The 19203-nt window shown below is 73.7% G+C and carries 20 protein-coding genes; 17 read left to right on the top strand and 3 right to left on the bottom strand.

Annotation, left to right across the window (positions count from 1 at the left end; translation table 11 throughout):
- Positions 1-19: 19 nt before the first annotated feature.
- Entirely contained in the window at positions 20-1069 is a 1050-nt protein-coding gene (locus tag AB4Z02_RS13860; protein WP_441971612.1) for an FUSC family protein, read from the bottom strand.
- A gap of 149 nt (positions 1070-1218) precedes the next feature.
- A complete protein-coding gene (locus tag AB4Z02_RS13865; RefSeq protein ID WP_441971614.1) occupies positions 1219-1893 on the bottom strand; it encodes a hypothetical protein in 675 nt (224 codons plus the stop codon).
- A gap of 31 nt (positions 1894-1924) precedes the next feature.
- Here AB4Z02_RS13865 and hisF point away from each other — a divergent pair, with 31 nt between their 5' ends.
- Complete coding sequence (gene hisF / locus AB4Z02_RS13870; protein WP_441971616.1) at positions 1925-2698, top strand: imidazole glycerol phosphate synthase subunit HisF; 774 nt, start codon at positions 1925-1927, stop codon at positions 2696-2698.
- A gap of 87 nt (positions 2699-2785) precedes the next feature.
- Here the strand turns inward: hisF and AB4Z02_RS13875 are convergent, their stop codons facing one another.
- A complete protein-coding gene (locus AB4Z02_RS13875; RefSeq protein WP_441971617.1) occupies positions 2786-3430 on the bottom strand; it encodes a TIGR03085 family metal-binding protein in 645 nt (214 codons plus the stop codon).
- Between the two features lie 166 nt (positions 3431-3596).
- Here AB4Z02_RS13875 and AB4Z02_RS13880 point away from each other — a divergent pair, with 166 nt between their 5' ends.
- From AB4Z02_RS13880 to lgt, 16 genes are all read left to right on the top strand, one after another.
- A complete protein-coding gene (locus tag AB4Z02_RS13880; RefSeq protein WP_441971619.1) occupies positions 3597-5426 on the top strand; it encodes an ABC transporter ATP-binding protein in 1830 nt (609 codons plus the stop codon).
- Positions 5423-7204: an ABC transporter ATP-binding protein gene (locus tag AB4Z02_RS13885; protein ID WP_056885291.1), complete on the top strand. Its 1782-nt coding sequence runs from the start codon at positions 5423-5425 to the stop codon at positions 7202-7204. Before AB4Z02_RS13880 ends, AB4Z02_RS13885 begins: the two co-directional genes overlap by 4 nt.
- A gap of 144 nt (positions 7205-7348) precedes the next feature.
- The gene (locus AB4Z02_RS13890) at positions 7349-8623 is read left to right on the top strand and encodes a glutamate-cysteine ligase family protein (protein ID WP_441971621.1); all 1275 of its coding nucleotides are present in this window, start codon (positions 7349-7351) and stop codon (positions 8621-8623) included.
- A complete protein-coding gene (gene egtB, locus AB4Z02_RS13895; protein WP_441971623.1) occupies positions 8616-9983 on the top strand; it encodes an ergothioneine biosynthesis protein EgtB in 1368 nt (455 codons plus the stop codon). The genes AB4Z02_RS13890 and egtB overlap by 8 nt, the downstream gene beginning before the upstream one ends.
- Complete coding sequence (gene egtC / locus AB4Z02_RS13900) at positions 9958-10668, top strand: ergothioneine biosynthesis protein EgtC (protein ID WP_200949335.1); 711 nt, start codon at positions 9958-9960, stop codon at positions 10666-10668. The genes egtB and egtC overlap by 26 nt, the downstream gene beginning before the upstream one ends.
- 91 nt (positions 10669-10759) lie before the next feature.
- Positions 10760-11134: a phosphoribosyl-AMP cyclohydrolase gene (gene hisI, locus AB4Z02_RS13905; RefSeq protein WP_056885287.1), complete on the top strand. Its 375-nt coding sequence runs from the start codon at positions 10760-10762 to the stop codon at positions 11132-11134.
- Complete coding sequence (locus tag AB4Z02_RS13910; protein WP_441971625.1) at positions 11127-12692, top strand: anthranilate synthase component I; 1566 nt, start codon at positions 11127-11129, stop codon at positions 12690-12692. The genes hisI and AB4Z02_RS13910 overlap by 8 nt, the downstream gene beginning before the upstream one ends.
- Positions 12689-13288 carry a Trp biosynthesis-associated membrane protein gene (locus AB4Z02_RS13915; RefSeq protein WP_056885285.1) on the top strand — a complete coding sequence of 200 codons (600 nt, stop codon included), beginning with the start codon at positions 12689-12691 and terminating at the stop codon, positions 13286-13288. Before AB4Z02_RS13910 ends, AB4Z02_RS13915 begins: the two co-directional genes overlap by 4 nt.
- A gap of 49 nt (positions 13289-13337) precedes the next feature.
- A complete protein-coding gene (locus AB4Z02_RS13920) occupies positions 13338-13589 on the top strand; it encodes an HGxxPAAW family protein (protein WP_056885284.1) in 252 nt (83 codons plus the stop codon).
- A gap of 4 nt (positions 13590-13593) precedes the next feature.
- Complete coding sequence (locus AB4Z02_RS13925) at positions 13594-14085, top strand: DUF2752 domain-containing protein (protein WP_441971627.1); 492 nt, start codon at positions 13594-13596, stop codon at positions 14083-14085.
- Between the two features lie 38 nt (positions 14086-14123).
- Positions 14124-14915: an indole-3-glycerol phosphate synthase TrpC gene (gene trpC / locus AB4Z02_RS13930; protein WP_441971628.1), complete on the top strand. Its 792-nt coding sequence runs from the start codon at positions 14124-14126 to the stop codon at positions 14913-14915.
- Positions 14912-16183, top strand: coding sequence for a tryptophan synthase subunit beta (trpB, locus tag AB4Z02_RS13935; RefSeq protein ID WP_441971630.1), 1272 nt, complete (start codon positions 14912-14914; stop codon positions 16181-16183). Before trpC ends, trpB begins: the two co-directional genes overlap by 4 nt.
- Before the next feature lie 2 nt (positions 16184-16185).
- Positions 16186-16983, top strand: coding sequence for a tryptophan synthase subunit alpha (gene trpA / locus AB4Z02_RS13940; protein ID WP_441971651.1), 798 nt, complete (start codon positions 16186-16188; stop codon positions 16981-16983).
- A gap of 1 nt (position 16984) precedes the next feature.
- Positions 16985-17485 (top strand): DoxX family protein, encoded by a 501-nt coding sequence (locus AB4Z02_RS13945; RefSeq protein WP_056885280.1) that lies wholly within the window; start codon positions 16985-16987, stop codon positions 17483-17485.
- Complete coding sequence (locus AB4Z02_RS13950) at positions 17482-18243, top strand: DsbA family protein (RefSeq protein WP_056885279.1); 762 nt, start codon at positions 17482-17484, stop codon at positions 18241-18243. Before AB4Z02_RS13945 ends, AB4Z02_RS13950 begins: the two co-directional genes overlap by 4 nt.
- Positions 18240-19154: a prolipoprotein diacylglyceryl transferase gene (gene lgt, locus AB4Z02_RS13955; protein WP_235531578.1), complete on the top strand. Its 915-nt coding sequence runs from the start codon at positions 18240-18242 to the stop codon at positions 19152-19154. The genes AB4Z02_RS13950 and lgt overlap by 4 nt, the downstream gene beginning before the upstream one ends.
- Positions 19155-19203: the final 49 nt, after the last annotated feature.

Genomic DNA, 19203 nt, shown 5'->3' on the forward strand with positions numbered 1-19203 from the left:
GCCGCCAGTCTCGCAGGGGTCAGCCGTCCTCCGGCCCGTGGGTCATCGACTCGGGCACCATCTCCCGGGCCTCGTCCAGCGGCATGCCGGTCAGCATCAGCAGGTCGACGACCATCGAGCGGATCTGGGCCCGCATCACCTCGCCCGACAGGCCGGACGACGGGTCGATGACCGCGCTCGCCTCGCCGATCCGGTGCAGGCCGACGCGCGCGTGGGTCGGCAGCCGTCGCTCGAACAGCTCGCGCGAGATGTCGGTCGTCGTCTCCGCCAGGGCCTCGAGCAGGCGCAGGTAGGCGGTCGGCACCGGTTCGTCGCGCCAGACCGCGATCGCCGCCCGGCGGACCAGGACGCGCAGGTTGCGGATGGCCCGGTCCAGCGGCTCGAGGAGGTCGGCGATCGCCTGCACGCCGGGCAGGTGCCGGCGCCGGATCGGCGACAGCCGCACCACCGCGATGCCCTCGGCCGACAGCGCGCGCGCCTCGGTCAGCATCCCCTCGGAGTCGCGCGCCCGGGACAGCGTCGCCGAGGCGAGGTCTCCGTCCTTCTCACGCAGCGCGCGGACCGTGTCGGTGAGGATGCCGCTGATCTCCTCGACGACCAGGGCGGCCTGCTGGCGTGGTCGGCGCAGCGGCGCGGCCGGGGCGACGAGGGTGAACAGCAGGGCCACGCTCCCGCCGACGACGGCGTCCAGCCACCGCGTGAAGCCCTGGCCGGGGCCGGCGACGAGGGTGGTCACGATGACCGACTGCACCCCGGCCTGCGTGGTGAGGATCATGCCGGCCCCGAGGAGCGCGGCCACGCTCATGGAGATCACCACGACCACGACGATCTGCCAGGAGCCGCTGCCGAAGACGTGCACGAAGGCGTCGCCGATGAACACCCCGACGGCCACACCGCTCATGACCTCGCCCACCCGGCGCAGCCGCTGCCCGTAGGACATGCCGAGGCAGACGATGGCGGTCACGGGGGCGAAGAACGGCCGCACGTGACCCAGCAGGCCGGTCGCGACCCACCAGGCGACGGCCGCGCCCAGGCCGCACTGCACGATGAACGCGAGTCGGCTGGCCAAGCGGGCGGTCCTCGCCCTGGCCTCGCGGCGCGACCGGTTCGCGGCCCGGTCCGCCGCGCGGGCCAGGTCGTCCGAGGTCGGTGTCCCCCGCGAGCGACCGCGTGCCACGAGAGCGCGGACGCGGGACAGCCCGCGGGTGGGCTCGGGTGTCACTCGGCGGGGTCCGTCACGCGGTCGTCCCCCTGTGCCTCGGTGGCCATGCGCCGAGTATGGCGTCCGAGCCCGTCGGCCGCGTCGTGCCCTGTGGTCGCACCGGGCGGCGTCGTGTCGACCACGACGTCCGCGCGCGCCCGCGTCCTGTCGGCCGCGTACACCTCGCGCTCCTGGCGCCCCCACCGGTCCCAGAAGTTTTCGTAGCCGGGGTCCCGGCGCAGGCCCCGCCGGCGCCGGACAGCCTCCTCGGCCTCCACCCACACGAGCAGCGAGAGGGCGTCAGCGTTGTCGAGCGCCCCGGACCCGCAACCCTCGAGGACCACGACCGGGGAGGGCTCGGGCTCCACCCACGCGCCGTACTCGGACCGGGCCCAGTCCCAGCGCCGGTAGCGCGGCGGCCGGCCGGCGCGCAGCGGTGCGACCACCCAGTCCTGCACGCGCAACCGCGACTCGCGCAGGCCGTCCCAGCCCGGGTAGAGGTCGTCCATGTGCACCACCGGTGCCCCCAGCTCGAGGGCCAGGGCGTCCGCGAGGGTGGTCTTGCCCGCACCGCTGGGGCCGTCGACGGCCACGAGCCGGGTCGAGCCGGCACGGTTCGGCGCGGCGAGCGCGAGGCGGGTGAGCCGGACGACGAGCTCGGGGCTGGGGTGCTCGCCCGGGTCGCGCTGCATGGGCTCCACCCTAGGTCGCTAGCCTGTGCCGGTGAGCCTCGCCACCCGCGTCATCCCCTGTCTCGACGTCGACGCGGGCCGGGTGGTCAAGGGCGTCAACTTCATGGACCTGCGCGACGCTGGCGACCCCGTCAAGCTGGCCAAGGCGTATGGCGAGCAGGGCGCCGACGAGCTCACGTTCCTCGACGTCACCGCGAGCAGCGGCGACCGGGAGACGACGTACGACGTGGTGCGCCGGACCGCGGAGCAGGTGTTCATCCCGCTCACGGTCGGCGGCGGCGTGCGCACGCCCGACGACGTCGACCGGCTGCTGCGCGCGGGCGCGGACAAGGTGGGCGTCAACACCGCTGCGATCGCCCGGCCCGAGCTCATCGCCGAGATCGCCGACCGGTTCGGGTCACAGGTGCTCGTGCTGTCGGCCGACGTGCGCCGCCGTCGCGACGACTCGGGGCGGACGGTGCCGGGGTTCGAGGTGACGACCCACGGGGGACGGCAGGGCACGGGCCTCGACGCCGTGGAGTGGTGCGCGCGCGCCGCGGAGCTGGGGGCGGGGGAGATCCTGCTCAACTCGATGGACGCCGACGGCACCAAGGACGGCTTCGACCTCGAGCTCATCCGCCTCGTGCGGCCCGCCGTGACGGTGCCGGTCATCGCCAGTGGGGGCGCGGGACGCGTCGAGCACTTCGCGCCGGCCGTGCACGCCGGCGCCGACGCGGTCCTCGCGGCCAGCGTGTTCCACTTCGGCGAGCTGTCGATCGGCGACGTCAAGGACGCGCTGCGCGCCGACGGCATCGCCGTCCGCTGACGGCGGGTCCGACCGGGCTCGCCCTGCGCAGGGCCAGGCCCACGCGGCCCTCGTCCGCGCCGCGCATGGGCCTCGGACGGAGCGGCGTCAGGCGAGGCCGAGCGGGGCGGCCCAGAGGGCGTCGACCGCGTCCTCGCTGCCGGTCACCTCGATCTCGGCGACCCTGCGCCGCCCGTACGCCGTGAGCAGCAGCTCCTCGGGGCGCCCCTCCAGGACCACGGTGCCGAGCTCGGTGGTGCTGCGGGCGTGGAGGGTGCGGCCGTCGGGCGTGCGCAGCACCACCCCGACGGGGCTGCGGCGGAAGAACACCCTGGCCAGCCGCGACAGCGAGCGCCACAGGGCCCGCGACTCGCGGTCCGCGACGACCCGACGGGGTCCACGCTGCTCGTCGCCGCGCAGCACGTCCTCGTGGTGGATGAACAGCTCCACGAGGTTGACGACGTCGTCGACCGGCGCCAGCCGGACCGGCGACCACACCGGCGGACCGGAGCGCACGAGGTCAACCAGCTCCGGGAAGGGCTTGGCGGCATACGCGGCCTGGCCCTCCTCGAGTCGGTGGGCGAGGGGCGGCACCCAGATGCCGGGGGCGAGGTCGGGGCGGCGGTCGCGCACCACGACGTGCGCGGCGAGCTCGGCCGCGTCCCACGGCGAGCACAGGGTGGGCGCGTGCGGCCCGGCGGTGAGGAGGGAGTCGCAGAAGGCGTCGCGCTCGGACCGGGCGAGGTGGGTCATGGCCCCATCATGGCGCCCGACGGCGGCGCGGCCCGGAGGGGGCGCCGTACTGGTGGGTGGCGCGGTGCGGCTGGGTGGGCAACGTGACCTCGGCCGCGCGCGCCCGCGTCGGTGGCCCGTGAGAAGGTGACACCCGATCCCACTCGTGCTCCACCGGAGGTTCACCGTGTCCGTCGACGCCGCGCCGTCGCTGCGCCGGAGCCTCGCCATCGTCGGGGTGGGGATCCGGCGCGAACCGCGCTGGTTCGCGTTCGCCGTGGCCGGCAGCACCCTCTACGGCGTCATGACGGTCCTCACCGCCTCGGCCATCGGCAAGGTGACGCGCGAGCAGATCCAGCCCGCGGTCAAGGCCGGCGCGGTGACCAGCACCCAGCTCTGGACCATCTTCGCGTGGGTCGCGGGAGCGGTGCTGCTCAACGTCGTGGGCGTGGTGATCCGGCGCATCGCCGCGGGGTTCACCATGTACAACGTGGCCGCCGGCTACCGGCGCGAGGTCACCCGCCAGTACCTCCGCCTGCCCTTGTCGTGGCACCACCGGCACCCCTCCGGCCAGCTGCTGTCCAACGCGAACGCCGACGTCGAGGCGACCTGGAACGTGTTCGCCCCGCTGCCCATGGCACTCGGCGTGATCGTCATGCTCGTCGCGGGCATCGTGCAGATGGTCCTGGTCGACCCGCTCATGGCCGTCATCGGCCTCACGGTCTTCCCGGCGCTGTTCCTGGCCAACCTCGTGTTCCAGCGGGCGATGTCGCCTCGGGTGTCGCGCGCCCAGCAGCTGCGCGCGGAGGTGAGCGAGGTCGCCCACGAGAGCTTCGAGGCGGCGCTCGTGGTCAAGTCGATGGGGCGCGAGGAGCAGGAGGCGGCGCGGTTCGAGGAGGTCACCCGCCGGCTCCAGGCGGCCAACGTCGACGTCGGCCGCACCCGCGGCACCTTCGACCCGGTCATCGAGGCCATCCCCACCATCGGCACCCTTGCCGTGCTGGCGGTCGGCACCCACCAAGTGGCCGTGGGCGTGCTCCAGCCGGCCGCGGTCGTGCAGGTGGCCTACCTCATCTCCGTGCTGGCCTTCCCGGTGCGGGCCCTCGGCTGGGTCCTCGGCGAGCTCCCGCGCACCGTCGTCGGCTGGGACCGGGTCGACGCGGTCCTCAAGGCCCGCGGCGAGCTGGCCTTCGGCGACCAGCAGCTCAAGCACTCCGGGGCAGCCCGGTCGCAGCTGAAGGGGGTCGACTACTCCTACGACATCGTCGACGAGGCCGGCCGGGAGTCCCGCTTCCAGGCGATCCACGACGTGAGCATCGACGTGCCCGCGGGGTCCACCGTGGCCCTCGTGGGCCCGACCGGGTCCGGCAAGTCGACGCTGACCAACCTCACCCTGCGGCTCGTCGACCCCGACCGTGGCGACGTCACGCTCGACGGCACCGACCTGCGCCGGGTGGTCCGAGGCGGGGTGTCCTCGGTGGCGGCGCTCGTCCCGCAGCAGACGTTCATGTTCGACGACACGGTCCGGGGCAACATCACCCTCGGCCTGGACCACACCGACGAGGAGGTCTGGGCAGCCCTCGAGGTCGCGCAGGCCCACACCTTCGTCGAGGCCCTCGGCGCCGGGCTCGACACGCGGGTGGGGGAGCGGGGCGCCTCTCTCTCGGGTGGCCAGCGGCAGCGGATCGCGTTGGCCCGGGCGATCATCCGCACGCCGCAGCTGCTCGTGCTCGACGACGCGACGAGTGCCGTCGACCCGGCCGTGGAGCAGGCGATCCTGGCCGGCCTGCGGCGCTCGAGCAGCGGCACCACCGTGCTCGTCGTGGCCTACCGGATGTCCACGATCACGCTCGCCGACGAGATCGTCTACGTCGAGCACGGGCGCGTGGTCGACCACGGCACCCACCAGGAGCTGCAGCAGCGGTGCGAGGGCTACGAGCGCCTCGTCACCGCCTACGCACGGGAGGCCGCCGAGCGCGCCGCGGTCACCGCCGACGAGGAGGAGGTCGTCCGATGAGCACGTCCATCGAGGCCACGTCCGACCTCGGCACCGTCGCGACGCTGCGCCGCGGTCTCGAGCTGTCACCCGAGCTGCGTCGCGGCATCGGCGTCACCCTCGCGCTCGCCGCGGTGACCACCGTCGGCCGGGTCGTCGTGCCCTTCGTGGTCCAGCAGACCACCGACCACGGCCTGCTCGGCAAGGGAGGCCCCGACCCGGGCCTGGTCACCCGCTACGTCCTGCTCGCCCTCATCGCCGTCGTCGCCACCGCGCTGTCGGCGTACGCCGTCAACGTGCGCCTCTTCCGCGCCTCCGAGGCCGGCCTGGCGTCCCTGCGGCTGAGGGCCTTCCGGCACATCCACGACCTGTCGACGCTGACCCAGAACACCGAGCGCCGCGGCTCGATGGTGAGCCGGGTGACCTCCGACGTCGACACCATCTCCCAGTTCGTGCAGTTCGGCGGGATCATCCTCGTCCTCAGCCTGGGGCAGATCGCCGTGGCCACGGGGCTGATGCTGTTCTACAGCCCCCTGCTGACGGCCGTGGTGTGGCTCTGCTTCGTGCCGCTGCTGTTCGTCATCCGCCGGTTCCAGACCATCGTGGGGCGCGCCTACACCGCCGTCCGCGAGCGCGTCGGCGACCTGCTCGCTGCTGTGTCCGAGTCGGTCGTGGGCGCCGCGACGATCCGGGCGTACGGCGTGGAGGAGCGCACCGCCGCGCGCATCGACGCCGCGATCGAGGGGCACCGGTCGGCCGCCATCCGGGCCCAGGTGCGGTCGGTGGTCGCCTTCTCCTCGGGACAGCTCGTCGCCGGCCTGACGCTCGCGGTGGTGCTGGTGGTCGGCACCGTCCAGGCCGTGCACGACGACCTCACCCTCGGCCAGCTGCTCGCGTTCCTCTTCCTCGTCAACCTGTTCACCCAGCCGGTGCAGCAGGCCACCGAGATCCTCAACGAGCTCCAGAACGCCGTCGCCGGGTGGCGGCGCGTGATCGGCGTCGTCGACACCCGGGCCGACGTGGCCGACCCCGGCGACGCCGGGCAGGTGCTGCCGCGCGGCCCCATCACCGTCGACTTCGAGGGCGTCTCCTTCGCCTACCCGGGCGGCGCGACCGTGCTCCACGACGTCGACCTGTCGATCGCGCCGCGTTCGCGCGTGGCGATCGTGGGCGAGACCGGGTCGGGCAAGTCGACGCTGGCCAAGCTCCTCACCCGGCTCATGGACCCCAGCACCGGGACCGTGCGCATCGACGGCGTCGACCTGCGCGACGTCCGCTTCTCCTCGCTGCGGGAGCGCGTGGTGCTGGTGCCGCAGGAGGGGTTCCTGTTCGACGCGACGCTGCGCGAGAACGTGCGGTTCGGTCGCCCCGACGCCAGCGACGACGACATCACCCTCGCGATCACCGAACTCGGCCTCGACGCCTGGCTGGCAGGGCTCCCGCAGGGCCTGGCCACCGAGGTCGGCCAGCGCGGCGAGTCGCTGTCGGCAGGGGAGCGGCAGCTCGTCGCGCTGGCCCGTGCCTACCTCGCGGACCCCGACCTGCTCGTCCTCGACGAGGCGACGTCGGCGGTCGACCCCTCGACCGAGGTCCGCCTCCAGCGCGCACTCGAGGGACTGACGCGTGGACGCACCTCTGTCGCGATCGCCCACCGGCTGTCGACGGCCGAGGCCGCCGACGAGGTCGTCGTCGTGGATCGCGGGCACATCGTGGAGCGCGGCCCCCACCGCGAGCTGGTGCGCGCCGGGGGCGTGTACTCCGCGCTGTACGCCTCCTGGTCGGCGCAGCAGCGGGGCTGAGCGCTCCCTCCCCACGCTCGACAGGTCGCTGTCGGTGGGCTGTTGCATGATGGTCCACGGACGGCCTGGTCCTGACAGCCCGGTCGCCCCGATGACCCGCGGATCCCGCAGTGGATCCGGCCCGGACCGCGAGGGGCAGGACCTGTGACCACATCCACCGACCACCGACCCGTCGCCGCCACGGCGCACCTGCCGGACGACGCAGTGGTCAGCCTCCACGAGGCACGCGAGCTGGTGAGGTCACTCGCACTGCACGACCAGCCCGTCGGCACGGTGGGGCTGGAGGTGGAGGGGCACACGGTGGTGCGCCGCGACGTGACCGCGTCCCCGCCCTACGACGTCCTGCTCGAGGTGGCCACGCGCCACGCCCTGCTGCCCCGCGGCGGCCGCGTCACGCTGGAGCCCGGCGGCCAGCTGGAGGTCTCCTCGGCGCCCCACCCCGACCTCGCGACCGCCCTCGACGCGATGGAGCAGGACACCGGCGTGGTGCGCGCCGCCCTGGCGCAGCAGGGGCTGGGTTGGGTGCTGCTCGGCGCCGACCCGGTGCGGCCCCCGCGCCGGGTCAACCCGGGCGAGCGGTATGCCGCCATGGAGGCGTGGTTCTCGGCTGCCGCGGCGACCCAGGGGCACGGTGCGACGATGATGTGCTCGACCGCGGCGCTGCAGGTCAACCTCCAGGCCGGGTCCCGCGACCGGTGGTCTGCCCGGGTCGGCCGGGCGCAGGGCCTGGCGCCGCTGCTGACCGCCCTGAGCGGCTCGTCCGCCTTCCTCGAGGGCCGCGACACCGGCTGGCACTCGGCGCGCCAGCGGGCCTGGTCCGGCCTGGGCGAGCTGCGCGCCGGCCGCCTCCCCGACCTCGCCGACCCGGTCGAGGCGTGGGCCGAGCGGGCCCTGGAGGCCGAGGTGGTGCTCGTGCCGGCTGCCCCGGGTGGCGTGGCAGCTGCCGACGAGCGACGCAGCCTGCGGCAGTGGATCACGGCCCCGCGCCACTGGCCGCCGGCCACCGCGGGCGACGTCAGGCGCCAGCTCACCACGCTCTTCCCGCCCGTGCGCCTGCGCGGCTGGCTGGAGCTGCGGTGCCTCGACGTGCTGCCGTCGCGGTGGTGGCCGGCGGTCGCCGCCCTCGCCACGGTGTGGATGGACGACGAGTCGCTGCACCCCGTGGTCGACGAGGCCGCGGCGCGGACCGCCGACCGTGCGCAGGCGGCCGCTCGCAGCGGCCTGGCCGACCCCGTGCTGCGGGCGGCGGCGACGTCCTGCCTGCGGGAGTCAGCCGGCGCCGTCCCCGAGCAGGTGCGTGACGCCGTCGCCGAGCTCGCCGACCTCGCCTCGGACGGCCGCAGTCCCGGCACCCTGGTCACCGACGACCTGCGCGGACGAGGTCCTGCCGTGGTCATGGAGGAGATGGCACATGCCTGAGCAGAACCCCCAGAGCCCCCTGAGCCCCCTGAGCACCCAGAGCCCCCAGAGCCCCCAGAGCCCTCAAAACCCCCACAACCCCCAGAACCCCCAGAGCCCCTTGGAAGCCGGCGCGGTCGCCCGCGACCTCGAGCTGGCCCGGGCCAGGACCACCTGGCTGACCGAGCTCGACGAGCAGGAGCTGTTCGCCCAGCACAGCCCGATCATGAGCCCGCTGGTGTGGGACCTCGCCCACATCTCCCAGCAGGAGGAGCTGTGGCTCATCCGGGAGGGTGACGCCACGCGGCCCGGGCTGCTGCCGCTCGGGGTCGACGCGCTCTACGACGCGTTCACGCAGCCCCGTGCCATCCGGTCGACCCTGCCGCTGCTGCCGCCGGTCGAGGCTCGCCGCTACGGCCGGGAGGTGCGTGGGAGGGTGCTCGACGCGCTGGACCGCGCGACCGACGTCTTCCCCTACGCCATGGTCGTCCAGCACGAGGAGCAGCACGACGAGACGATGCTCGCCACCCTCCAGCTGCGCGCCGGCGCGTCGGTGCTGAGCCCCACGCGGACCCTGCCGCCGGGCCGCCGGGTCACACGCGACGCGGTCCTCGTCCCGGCGGGGGAGTTCGTGCTCGGGGTCGACGTGCTTCACGAGCCGACGTCCCTCGACAACGAGCGTCCCGCCCACGTGGTCGACGTTCCCGCGTTCCGCATCGGGCGCGTGCCGGTGACCAACGCCGAGTGGCAGGCGTTCATCGAGGCCGGCGGCTACACCCGCCCCGAGCTCTGGTCGGACCGCGGTTGGCAGCACCGCCAGGAGGCCGGCCTGGAGCGGCCGATGGCCTGGCACGAGGACGGCAGCCGCACGCGGTTCGGCGTCCGCGAGGACGTCCCTGCCGACGAGCCGGTGCAGCACGTCACCCACTTCGAGGCCGAGGCCTTCGCCCGCTGGTCCGGGGCCCGGCTGCCCACCGAGGTCGAGTGGGAGAAGGCCTGCGCCTGGGACCCGGTCGCCGGCCGGCGACGGCGCTGGCCCTGGGGCGACAGCCCGCCCACCCCCGAGCTCGCCAACCTCGGCGGTGGTGCCCTGCGCCCCGCGCCGGTGGGTGCCCTGCCGGCGGGCGCTTCCGCGTACGGCGTCGAGCAGCTCATCGGCGACGTGTGGGAGTGGACCTCGTCGGGGTTCGAGCCGTGGCCCGGGTTCAGCCCCATGCTCTACGCGCAGTACAGCGCGCCCTTCTTCGGCGGCGACTACCGCGTCCTGCGCGGCGGCTCGTGGGCGACCGCGGCCTCGACGGTGCGCCCCTCGTTCCGCAACTGGGACCACCCGTTCCGCCGGCAGATCTTCACCGGTGTCCGCCTGGCCCGGGACGCCTGAGGTGTGCCGCCACCTCGCCTGGTTCGGCGAGCCCACGAGCGTCGCCGACCTCGTGCTGCAGCCGGCCCACGGGCTGCTCACCCAGTCCTGGGCTCCCCGCAGGCAGGCCCACGGCACCGTCAACGCCGACGGCTGGGGCGTCGGACTGCACCCCGACGGCGGCGGCGAGCCGGTCCGCTGGAGGTCCGACAAGCCGATGTGGTCCGACACCAACCTCGCCTCGGTCGCACCGCTGCTCGTCTCGTGCCGGGTCGTCGCCGCGGTGCGCTCTGCCAGCGCGGGGATGCCGGCCGACGCGACGGCTGCAGCACCGTTCCTCCACGACGGGTGGCTCGTGTCGCACAACGGCCGGGTCGCGCGCGAGGCGGTCGGGCCGAGCCTGGCTGCCGAGTCGGCCTGCGACGCCGCCCTGCTCGCCGCCCGGGTGGTCGAGCAGGGTCCGAACCGGGTGGGGCAGACGCTGGCGACCGTCGCGGCCGCGGACCCGGACGCGCGGCTCAACCTCCTGCTGCTGTCGCGCGACGAGCTGCTGGCCACCCGCTGGGGCGACACCCTGTGGCTGCGCCAGGACGAACGCGGGGTCCTCGTGGCCAGCGAGCCCGACGAGACCCCCGGCTGGGAGGAGGTCCCCGACCACCACCTGGTCCGTGTCACGGCCGCGGGACCCACCGTGTCGCCGCTCTGACCGACCCGGGCCTCGACCAGCCGCCACCACCCGCCCTGCTCGCGTCCCGCGCCCCGGCCCGACCTGCTGCACCGTCCGGACCTTCGGCACAATGGGGCGAGTGACCTCTCCCGCCGCCCTCGACCCCAGCATCGCGACCCGCCTCAAGCGTGACCACCAGGGGCTCGTCGCAGCCGTGGTGCAGCAGCACGACACCGGCGAGGTCCTGATGCTCGGCTGGATGGACGACGAGGCGCTGCGTCGCACTCTGACCGAGGGTCGCGTGACCTTCTGGTCGCGCAGCCGCGAGGAGTACTGGCGCAAGGGCGACACCAGCGGCCACGTCCAGCTGGTCAAGTCGGTCGCCATCGACTGCGACGGTGATGCGCTGCTCGTGCGCGTCGACCAGGTCGGCGCCGCGTGCCACACCGGTGACCGCACCTGCTTCGACGCCGGTGACCTCGGTGCCGCGGTGTCGCATGGGTGAGGGCCTGCGCGACCCCGCTCCCGACCTCGCGTTCGGCTCGACCTGGCCGAGCCTCGAGGTCTTCCAGCTGCTGGCCCGCGACCGCCGGGTCATCCCGGTGGTGCGGCGCCTCATGGCGGATGCCGAGACGCCGGTCGGGCTCTACCGCAAGCTCGCCGGTGACCGGCCGGGGACGTTCCTGCTCGAGTCCGCCGAGCACGGCGGCGTCTGGTCCCGCTACTCCATCGTCGGCGCTGCGAGCGGGGCGGTGCTCACCGAGCGCGACGGGCAGGCGCACTGGGTGGGCGAGCCGCCGGTTGGCGTGCCCACCGACGGCAGCCCCCTCGACGCCCTGCGCGACACCGTCGCGGCCCTGGCCACCGAGCCCATCGAGGGAATGCCGCCGCTGACCGGAGGCATGGTCGGCGCCATCACCTACGACGCCGTACGCCGCTGGGAGAAGGTGCCGTCGACCATCCCTGACGAGCTGGGCCTCCCCGAGATCACCATGATGCTGGCGACCGACCTGGCCGTCCTCGACCATGCCGACGGCTCGGTGCTGCTGGTCGCCAACGCGGTCAACTTCGACGACACCGACGAGCGGGTCGAGGACGCCTGGGCCGACGCCGTCGCCCGGCTCGACACCATGACGACCGCCCTGGCGGCGGCCGCACCCAGCACCGTCGCTACCGTCGACCCTGACGCTTTCGAGCGGGCGCGCGGTGAGGTCCGCAGCAACTACGCCCAAGCCGACTTCGAGGAGATGGTCGAGCTCGCCAAGGAGGACATCCGGGCGGGTGAGGTCTTCCAGGTCGTGCTCTCGCAGCGGTTCTCGACGTCGTGCGAGGCCGATGCACTCGACGTCTACCGGGCCCTGCGGACATCCAACCCGAGCCCCTACATGTACCTCCTGCGCCTGCCGCTCGAGGACGGCACCGCGTACGACGTGGTGGGTTCCTCGCCGGAGGCCCTGGTCAAGGTGACGGGTCGCCGCGCGATCACGCACCCGATCGCGGGGTCCCGCCCCCGGGGCAAGACGCCGGAGGACGACCTGCGCCTGGCCGAGGACCTGCTCGCCGACCCCAAGGAGCGCTCCGAGCACGTCATGCTCGTCGACCTGGGGCGCAACGACCTCCAGCGGGTCTGCGAGGCAGGCACCGTCGACGTCGTGGAGCTCATGCAGGTGCGCCGCTACTCCCACGTGACCCACCTCGAGTCCACGGTGGTCGGCGACCTCGCCGCCGGCCGGACGGCGTACGACGTCCTCGCCGCCACGTTCCCGGCAGGCACCCTGTCCGGTGCCCCCAAACCGCGGGCCCTCAGCCTCATCGAGCACTACGAGCCGAGCCGCCGCGGGGTCTACGGCGGTGTCGTCGGCTACCTCGACTTCCACGGAGACCTCGACATGGCCATCGCCATCCGCACCGCCGTCATCAAGGACGGCACCGCCCACGTGCAGGCCGGGGCGGGGATCGTCGCCGACTCCGTCCCCACGGCCGAGTACGAGGAGACGGTCAACAAGGCCGCCGCCGCCCTGCGCGCGGTCGCCACCGCCTCGGCCCTGCGGACCGTGCGATGAGGCGGCTGCGGCTGACGTCCAAGGCCGCCGTCATCCTGCTCGCCCTGCTCGGAGCCGGCACCCTCCTCGCCAGTGGCGGGCGGACGTGGGTGACCGGCACCATCGACGACCCGGTGATGGGGGCGAGCCGCGTCACGGGGACCGGCAGCCAGGTCGCCTCGGGCGTCGTGGCGCTGGCGCTCGTTGCCGCGGCCGCGGCGCTGGCGAGCACGACCAGCGGTCCGGTGGTGCGTCGGGTCACCGTGGTCGTCCTGGCGCTGGCCGCGCTCGGCGAGGCCTGGCTGGCCGCCCACGTGGCCTTGTCACCGCAGGAGGCGCTGGGGCGGGAGGCCGCCCGGTCCCTCGGCCGGACGGGGACCCTCGAGACCCATGCGACGCCGACGTCGTGGCCGTGGGTCGCGCTCGTCGCCTGCGTGCCCCTGCTGCTGGCCGCCGTGGGTGGCTGGTTCGGGGCGCGCGGCTGGCGTGGCCTCGGCGCCCGCTACGAGGCGCCGGGCGCGACCGCGGGAGCCCGTGGCCAGCGCGTCGCCAGCGACTGGGACCGCCTCGACGCGGGGGAGGACCCTACCGAACGCCACGACCCTTCCGGCACCTGACAGAATGGTCGCGAACGACCACCCCTCACCTCCACAGGAGCCAGGCACCATGGCAGAGCACGAGATCCACGAAGACCACGGCCACAGCGTCGCCGCGTGGACGGCCGTGACGGTCCTCCTGGTCGGCTCGGCGGTCATGTCGTGGTCGGTCGTCGTCACCAGCGTCCCCCTCTTCGTGGTCGGGGCCGTCATCTGCGTCGTCGGTGTCGTGGCCGGCAAGGTCCTCGGCATGGCCGGCTACGGCGCCAAGGACGTCCCGCCCGTGACCTCGCGCAGCTCGAACTCCTCCGGCGTCAGCTGATCCGGTGGGTGCCGCGGTCGCCCGGGGCGCCGCGCACCCCCGCATGCAGCCGTCGGCTGCGCGCCTGAAGGGCCCGGCGCTGGGCGGGGCGGGCGGCGCCACCCTCGCCGCAGCCCTGCTCGCGCGCGACCCCCACCTGCCCGGAGCGTGGCCGACGTGCCCCTTCCTCGCCCTGACCGGCGTCCCGTGCCCCGGCTGCGGTGGGCTCCGCGCGGTCCACGACCTGCTGACCGGTGACGTCGCCGCCGCCGTCTCGAGCAACGCCTGGGCAGTCCTGACGACCGTGCTGGTGGTCGGCACGTACGCCGTGTGGCTCGTCGCCCGGGTCGGCGGCCCGGGTCCCAGCCGCGAGGGCCACCGCGGAACCCGCGTCGCCACCGCGCTCACCGCCTGGATGGCGGCCCACGCCTCGGCGCTCGCGGCGGCCTGGGCCGTCGGGCTGCTGGCCTTCGGGGCGCTGCGGCTGCTGCCGGCCCTGTCCGTACTCCGACCCTGACGGCGGCGCCGGCGCGGCCGCTGGTTAGCCTGTGGGACATGGCCACCGTGCTCGACGAGATCGTCGCGGGCGTCCGCGAGGATCTCGTGGGCGCCATCGCGACCACCCCCCTGACCGAGGTCGAGCGGCTCGCCCGCGAGGCCGCCCCGGCCGTCGACGCCGAGGCCGCCCTGCGCCGCCCCGGCCTGTCGCTCATCGCCGAGGTGAAGCGGTCCAGCCCGAGCAAGGGCGCCCTCGCCACCATCGCCGACCCGGCTGCGCTTGCCGCGGACTACGAGGCGGGCGGGGCCACCGCGGTGAGCGTGCTCACCGAGCGGCGTCGCTTCGGCGGCTCGCTCGCGGACCTCGACGCCGTACGCCGCGCGGTGCGGATCCCGGTGCTGCGCAAGGACTTCATGGTCGAGGACTACCAGCTCTTCGAAGCACGCGCCCACGGCGCCGACATCATCCTGCTCATCGTCGCCGCGCTGGAGCAGGCCGACCTGGTCCGCATGCAGGCCCTGGCCCGTGACCTCGGCATGACGGCGCTCGTCGAGGTCCACGACGAGGTGGAGACCGCGCGGGCGGTGGATGTAGGCGCCTCGGTCATCGGCGTCAACGCGCGCAACCTCAAGACCCTGGCCGTCGACCCCGACACCTTCGGCCGGCTGGCCGCCCTCATCCCCGACACCTGCGTCAAGGTCGCCGAGTCCGGGGTCTCCGGGCCGGCCGACGCCGCGCGCTACGCGGGGGAGGGGGCGGACGCCGTACTCGTCGGCGAGGCCCTGGTGCGCGGGGCCGAGCCCCGCCGGGCGGCACACGACCTCATCGCGGCGGGAGCCCACTCATGACCGACCTGACCCCCGAACCCCTGGCCCGGCCGGGTCGCTTCGGCCACTTCGGCGGGCGGTTCGTCCCCGAGGCCCTGATCCCGGCCCTCGAGGAGCTGGACGAGGCGCGTCGCAAGGCGATGGTCGACCCCGCCTTCCTGGGCGAGCTCGAGCTGCTGCACCGTACCTACACCGGGCGCCCGAGCATCATCACCGAGGTGCCGCGGTTCGCGGAGCACGCTGGCGGAGCCAGGATCGTTCTCAAGCGGGAGGACCTCAACCACACGGGTTCGCACAAGATCAACAACGTGCTGGCGCAGGCGCTGCTCACCAAGCGGATGGGCAAGACCCGGGTCATCGCCGAGACCGGCGCCGGTCAGCACGGTGTCGCCACGGCCACCGCCGCCGCCCTGATGGGGCTGGACTGCGTCATCTACATGGGCAAGGTCGACACCGAGCGGCAGGCGCTCAACGTCGCCCGCATGCGCATGCTGGGCGCCGAGGTCAAGGCCGTCCCTACCGGCAGTGCCACGCTCAAGGACGCCATCAACGACGCCCTGCGTGACTGGGTCACCAACGTCGGCGACACCCACTACATCCTCGGCACGGTCACCGGCCCGCACCCGTTCCCCGAGATGGTGCGCGACTTCCACCGCATCATCGGCGTGGAGGCGCGCGGCCAGGTGCTCGACCTCGCCGGCCGCCTGCCCGACGCCGTCATCGCCTGCGTCGGCGGAGGCTCCAACGCAATGGGCATCTTCCACCGGTTCATCGACGACGCCGGCGTGCGGCTCATCGGCGTCGAGGCCGGGGGAGAGGGCGTCGAGGGCGGCCGCCACGCGGCCCGCTTCGCGGCGAGCTCGCCCGGCGTCCTCCACGGCACCTTCAGCTACCTCATGCAGGACGACGACGGCCAGACGCTGGAGTCGCACTCGATCTCCGCGGGGCTGGACTACCCGAGCGTCGGGCCCGAGCACGCGTTCCTGCGCGACTCCGGCAGGGCCGAGTACCGCTATGCGACCGACGAGCAGGCGATGAAGGCGTTCGAGCTGCTCTGCCGCACCGAGGGCATCATCCCGGCCATCGAGTCGGCGCACGCGCTCGCCGGGGCCATGGAGGTCGGGCGCGAGCTCGGCCCGGAGGCGCTCCTGCTCGTGAACCTCTCCGGTCGCGGCGACAAGGACATGCACACGGCCGCGGAGTACTTCGGCCTCATCGACGGCGACGCGGTCCCGAGCGGCACCGCCGACGAACCGCGGGCCGAGGGCGACGGGAGGACCCAGCTGTGAGCATCGGTGTCAGCGAGGTCCTGCAGCGCTGCCGTGAGGAGAACCGCGCGGCCCTGGTCTGCTACCTGCCCGTCGGCTACCCCACCGTCGAGGGCTCGGTGGCCGCGATGGTGGCCATGGTCGAGGCCGGCGCGGACATCGTCGAGGTCGGCATCCCCTACAGCGACCCGCTCATGGACGGTCCCGTCATCGCCTACGCCGCCGACCAGGCGCTCAAGCACGGGGTACGGGTGGACGACGCCTTCCGTGCCACCCGTGCGGTGCGCGACGCCGGCGCCCCGCCGCTGGTGATGTCCTACTGGAACCTCATCCTGCGCCACGGTGCCAAGCAGTTCGCCACCGACCTGGCCGAGGCCGGGGGAGCCGGGATCATCACTCCCGACCTCATCCCCGACGAGGCGGACGACTGGATCGCGGCGAGCGACGAGACCGGCCTCGACCGCATCTTCCTCGTCGCCCCGAGCTCCACCGAGGAGCGGATCGCCGCCGTGACGTCCCAGTGCCGGGGCTTCGTCTACGCCGTCTCCCACATGGGTGTCACCGGTGCGCGCACCTCCATGGGCGACGCCGCCTCGGTGATCGTCAGCCGGACCAAGGCGGTCACCGACCTGCCCGTCTGCGTCGGCCTCGGGGTCTCCGACGGCACCCAGGCCGCCGAGGTCGCCGCCTACGCTGACGGCGTCATCGTCGGGTCGGCGCTCGTGCGCTGCCTCACCGAGGCCCCGGACCTCCAGTCGGGACTCACCGCCCTCCGTGCCCTCGTCGCCGACCTGGCCGAGGGCGTCAGGAGCGGTCGCTGACATGGCCGTCCTGCCCGACCCCCGCCACCGGGACGTCGTGGGCCTGGTGGCCCGGCTCCTGCTCGGGGGTGTCGTCCTCGTTGCGGGCCTGCTGAAGGTCGGTCACCTCGAGACCTCCGCGCGGGCGGTCCGCGCCTACCAGCTCCTGCCCTACGACCTCGCCGGCGTCATCGGCTACGGCCTGCCCATCCTCGAGGTCGCCCTCGGCGTGCTGCTCGTGGTCGGGCTGTTCACCCGGGTCAGCGCCGCCGTGGCAGGGTTCCTCATGGTCGTGTTCATCATCGGGATCGCCTCGGCGTGGGCCCGTGGCCTGAGCATCGACTGCGGCTGTTTCGGCAAGGGGGGAACCATTGCCGCCGCCCAGACGCAGTACCCCCAGGAGATCGCCCGCGACGTCGGGCTGATGCTGTGCGCGGCCTGGCTCGTCAAGAGGCCCACCACGGCACTGGCCCTCGAGCGGCTCCTGTTCCCCGCAGGTTACGAAGAGAGGGTCCACGCATGACCAGCAGCAGCGCCAGCCGCAAGGCCAAGATCCAGGCGGCGACGCCGAAGGGCCGGGCCGGTGGCAACGGCGCCAACCGGGTCGTGGTGGCCGCGGTGGTCGTGGTGCTGGTCATCGCTGCGGTGGTCACGGCCGTCGTGCTGGGCCAGTCGGACAAGCAGCAGGCCACGAAGGCCGGCGGCTCGTCACTGCCGAAGGGTGCTGCTGCCATGGGGGCCGGTATCCTGGTCAACCCGGACGCACCCACGACGGTGCCGACGCTGGACCTCTACGAGGACTTCCAGTGCCCGATCTGCGCCGAGTTCGAGCACCGCTTCGGCGCCGACATCGAGGCCCTGGCCGAGAAGAACCAGGTCCGCCTCGTCGTCCACACGCTGAGCTTCCTCGACGACAACCTGCGCAACGACTCCAGCAACCGCGCCGCCAACGGCGCCGCCTGCGCCGCTGACCAGGGCAAGTTCATGCCCTACCACTCGGCCAACTTCGGCGGCCAGCCGCTCAAGGAGGGCGCCGGCTACACCGACGCCGACCTCACGTCCTTCGCGCAGAAGGCGGGCATCACCGGCGCCGCGCTGAAGACCTGGCAGCAGTGCTACGACACCAAGGCCCACAACCAGTACGTGGAGTCCGTCCAGACCCAGTCCGAGAAGGACGGCGTCAACGGCACGCCGACCCTCAAGCTCAACGGCAAGACCCTCGACCTCAAGGGCTTCACCGCCGAGTCGCTCGCGGCGCAGGTCAAGGCCGCCACGAAGTGACCACCGCAGCGGTCCTGGCGGTGCCCGCAGGGCTGCCGGCGACCATCCCCAGCCCCACCTCGGGGGTGTGGCACGTGGGCCCGTTCCCGGTGCGCGCGTATGCCATGTGCATCCTCGCGGGGATCGTCGCCGCCGTCTGGATCACCGGGCGGCGCCTGGTCGACCGCGGCCACGCCGTGGAGAAGGCCGTCGACATCTCGGCCTGGGCGGTGCCCTTCGGCATCGTCGGGGGTCGGCTCTACCACGTCATCACCACGCCGCAGCCCTACTTCGGCGAAGGCGGGCACCCCATCCGCGCCCTGTACATCTGGCAGGGTGGCCTCGGCATCTGGGGCGCCATCTCGCTCGGCGCGCTCGGGGCCTTGCTGGGCGCCCGGCGTCATGGCGTCTCGTTCCACGACTTCGTCGACTCGGCGGTCCCCGGTGTCGCCGTGGCCCAGGCACTCGGCCGCTGGGGCAACTGGTTCAACAACGAGCTGTACGGCGGCCGCACCGACCTGCCGTGGGGGCTGACCATCCACGAGTGGGACCAGGCCGCAGGCCACGCGGTGCGCGACGCGAGTGGCAAGGCCGTCGTGCTCGGCACGTTCCACCCCACGTTCCTCTACGAGTCGGTGTGGTGCCTGCTGCTGGCCCTGTTCCTGGTCGTCGTCGACCGCCGCCGGCGCCTGCGGAAGGGGCAGCTGTTCGGCCTCTACGTCGCGGGGTACCCGGTGGGCCGGATCGTCTTCGAGCTGATGCGCAGCGACGAGGCCAACCACATCTTCGGCGTCCGGGTGAACGTCTGGGTGAGCATCCTCGTGTTCCTCCTCGGGGTCTTCCTCGTGTGGCTGGGGAGGCGGCGCCCGCTGGCGCTGCCCGACCGTTCCGCCCGCACGGAGCCCCTCGCGACGTCTCAGGATACGGAATAGCTCGGCTCACATTCTAGGACGGGAGGGGTTACCGGTATCCTCGTCGCAG

The organism is Pedococcus sp. 2YAF34, assembly GCF_052114585.1.
Taxonomy (GTDB): domain Bacteria; phylum Actinomycetota; class Actinomycetes; order Actinomycetales; family Dermatophilaceae; genus Pedococcus.

Coding starts and splice junctions, on each gene's coding strand:
- AB4Z02_RS13865 (WP_441971614.1), bottom strand. CDS start 1,893: ATGCAGCGCGACCCGGGCGAGCACCCCAGCCCCGAGCTCGTCGTCCGG.
- AB4Z02_RS13875 (WP_441971617.1), bottom strand. CDS start 3,430: ATGACCCACCTCGCCCGGTCCGAGCGCGACGCCTTCTGCGACTCCCTC.
- AB4Z02_RS13885 (WP_056885291.1), top strand. CDS start 5,423: ATGAGCACGTCCATCGAGGCCACGTCCGACCTCGGCACCGTCGCGACG.
- egtB (WP_441971623.1), top strand. CDS start 8,616: ATGCCTGAGCAGAACCCCCAGAGCCCCCTGAGCCCCCTGAGCACCCAG.
- hisI (WP_056885287.1), top strand. CDS start 10,760: ATGGGGCGAGTGACCTCTCCCGCCGCCCTCGACCCCAGCATCGCGACC.
- AB4Z02_RS13910 (WP_441971625.1), top strand. CDS start 11,127: ATGGGTGAGGGCCTGCGCGACCCCGCTCCCGACCTCGCGTTCGGCTCG.
- AB4Z02_RS13915 (WP_056885285.1), top strand. CDS start 12,689: ATGAGGCGGCTGCGGCTGACGTCCAAGGCCGCCGTCATCCTGCTCGCC.
- AB4Z02_RS13920 (WP_056885284.1), top strand. CDS start 13,338: ATGGCAGAGCACGAGATCCACGAAGACCACGGCCACAGCGTCGCCGCG.
- trpC (WP_441971628.1), top strand. CDS start 14,124: ATGGCCACCGTGCTCGACGAGATCGTCGCGGGCGTCCGCGAGGATCTC.
- trpB (WP_441971630.1), top strand. CDS start 14,912: ATGACCGACCTGACCCCCGAACCCCTGGCCCGGCCGGGTCGCTTCGGC.
- AB4Z02_RS13945 (WP_056885280.1), top strand. CDS start 16,985: ATGGCCGTCCTGCCCGACCCCCGCCACCGGGACGTCGTGGGCCTGGTG.
- AB4Z02_RS13950 (WP_056885279.1), top strand. CDS start 17,482: ATGACCAGCAGCAGCGCCAGCCGCAAGGCCAAGATCCAGGCGGCGACG.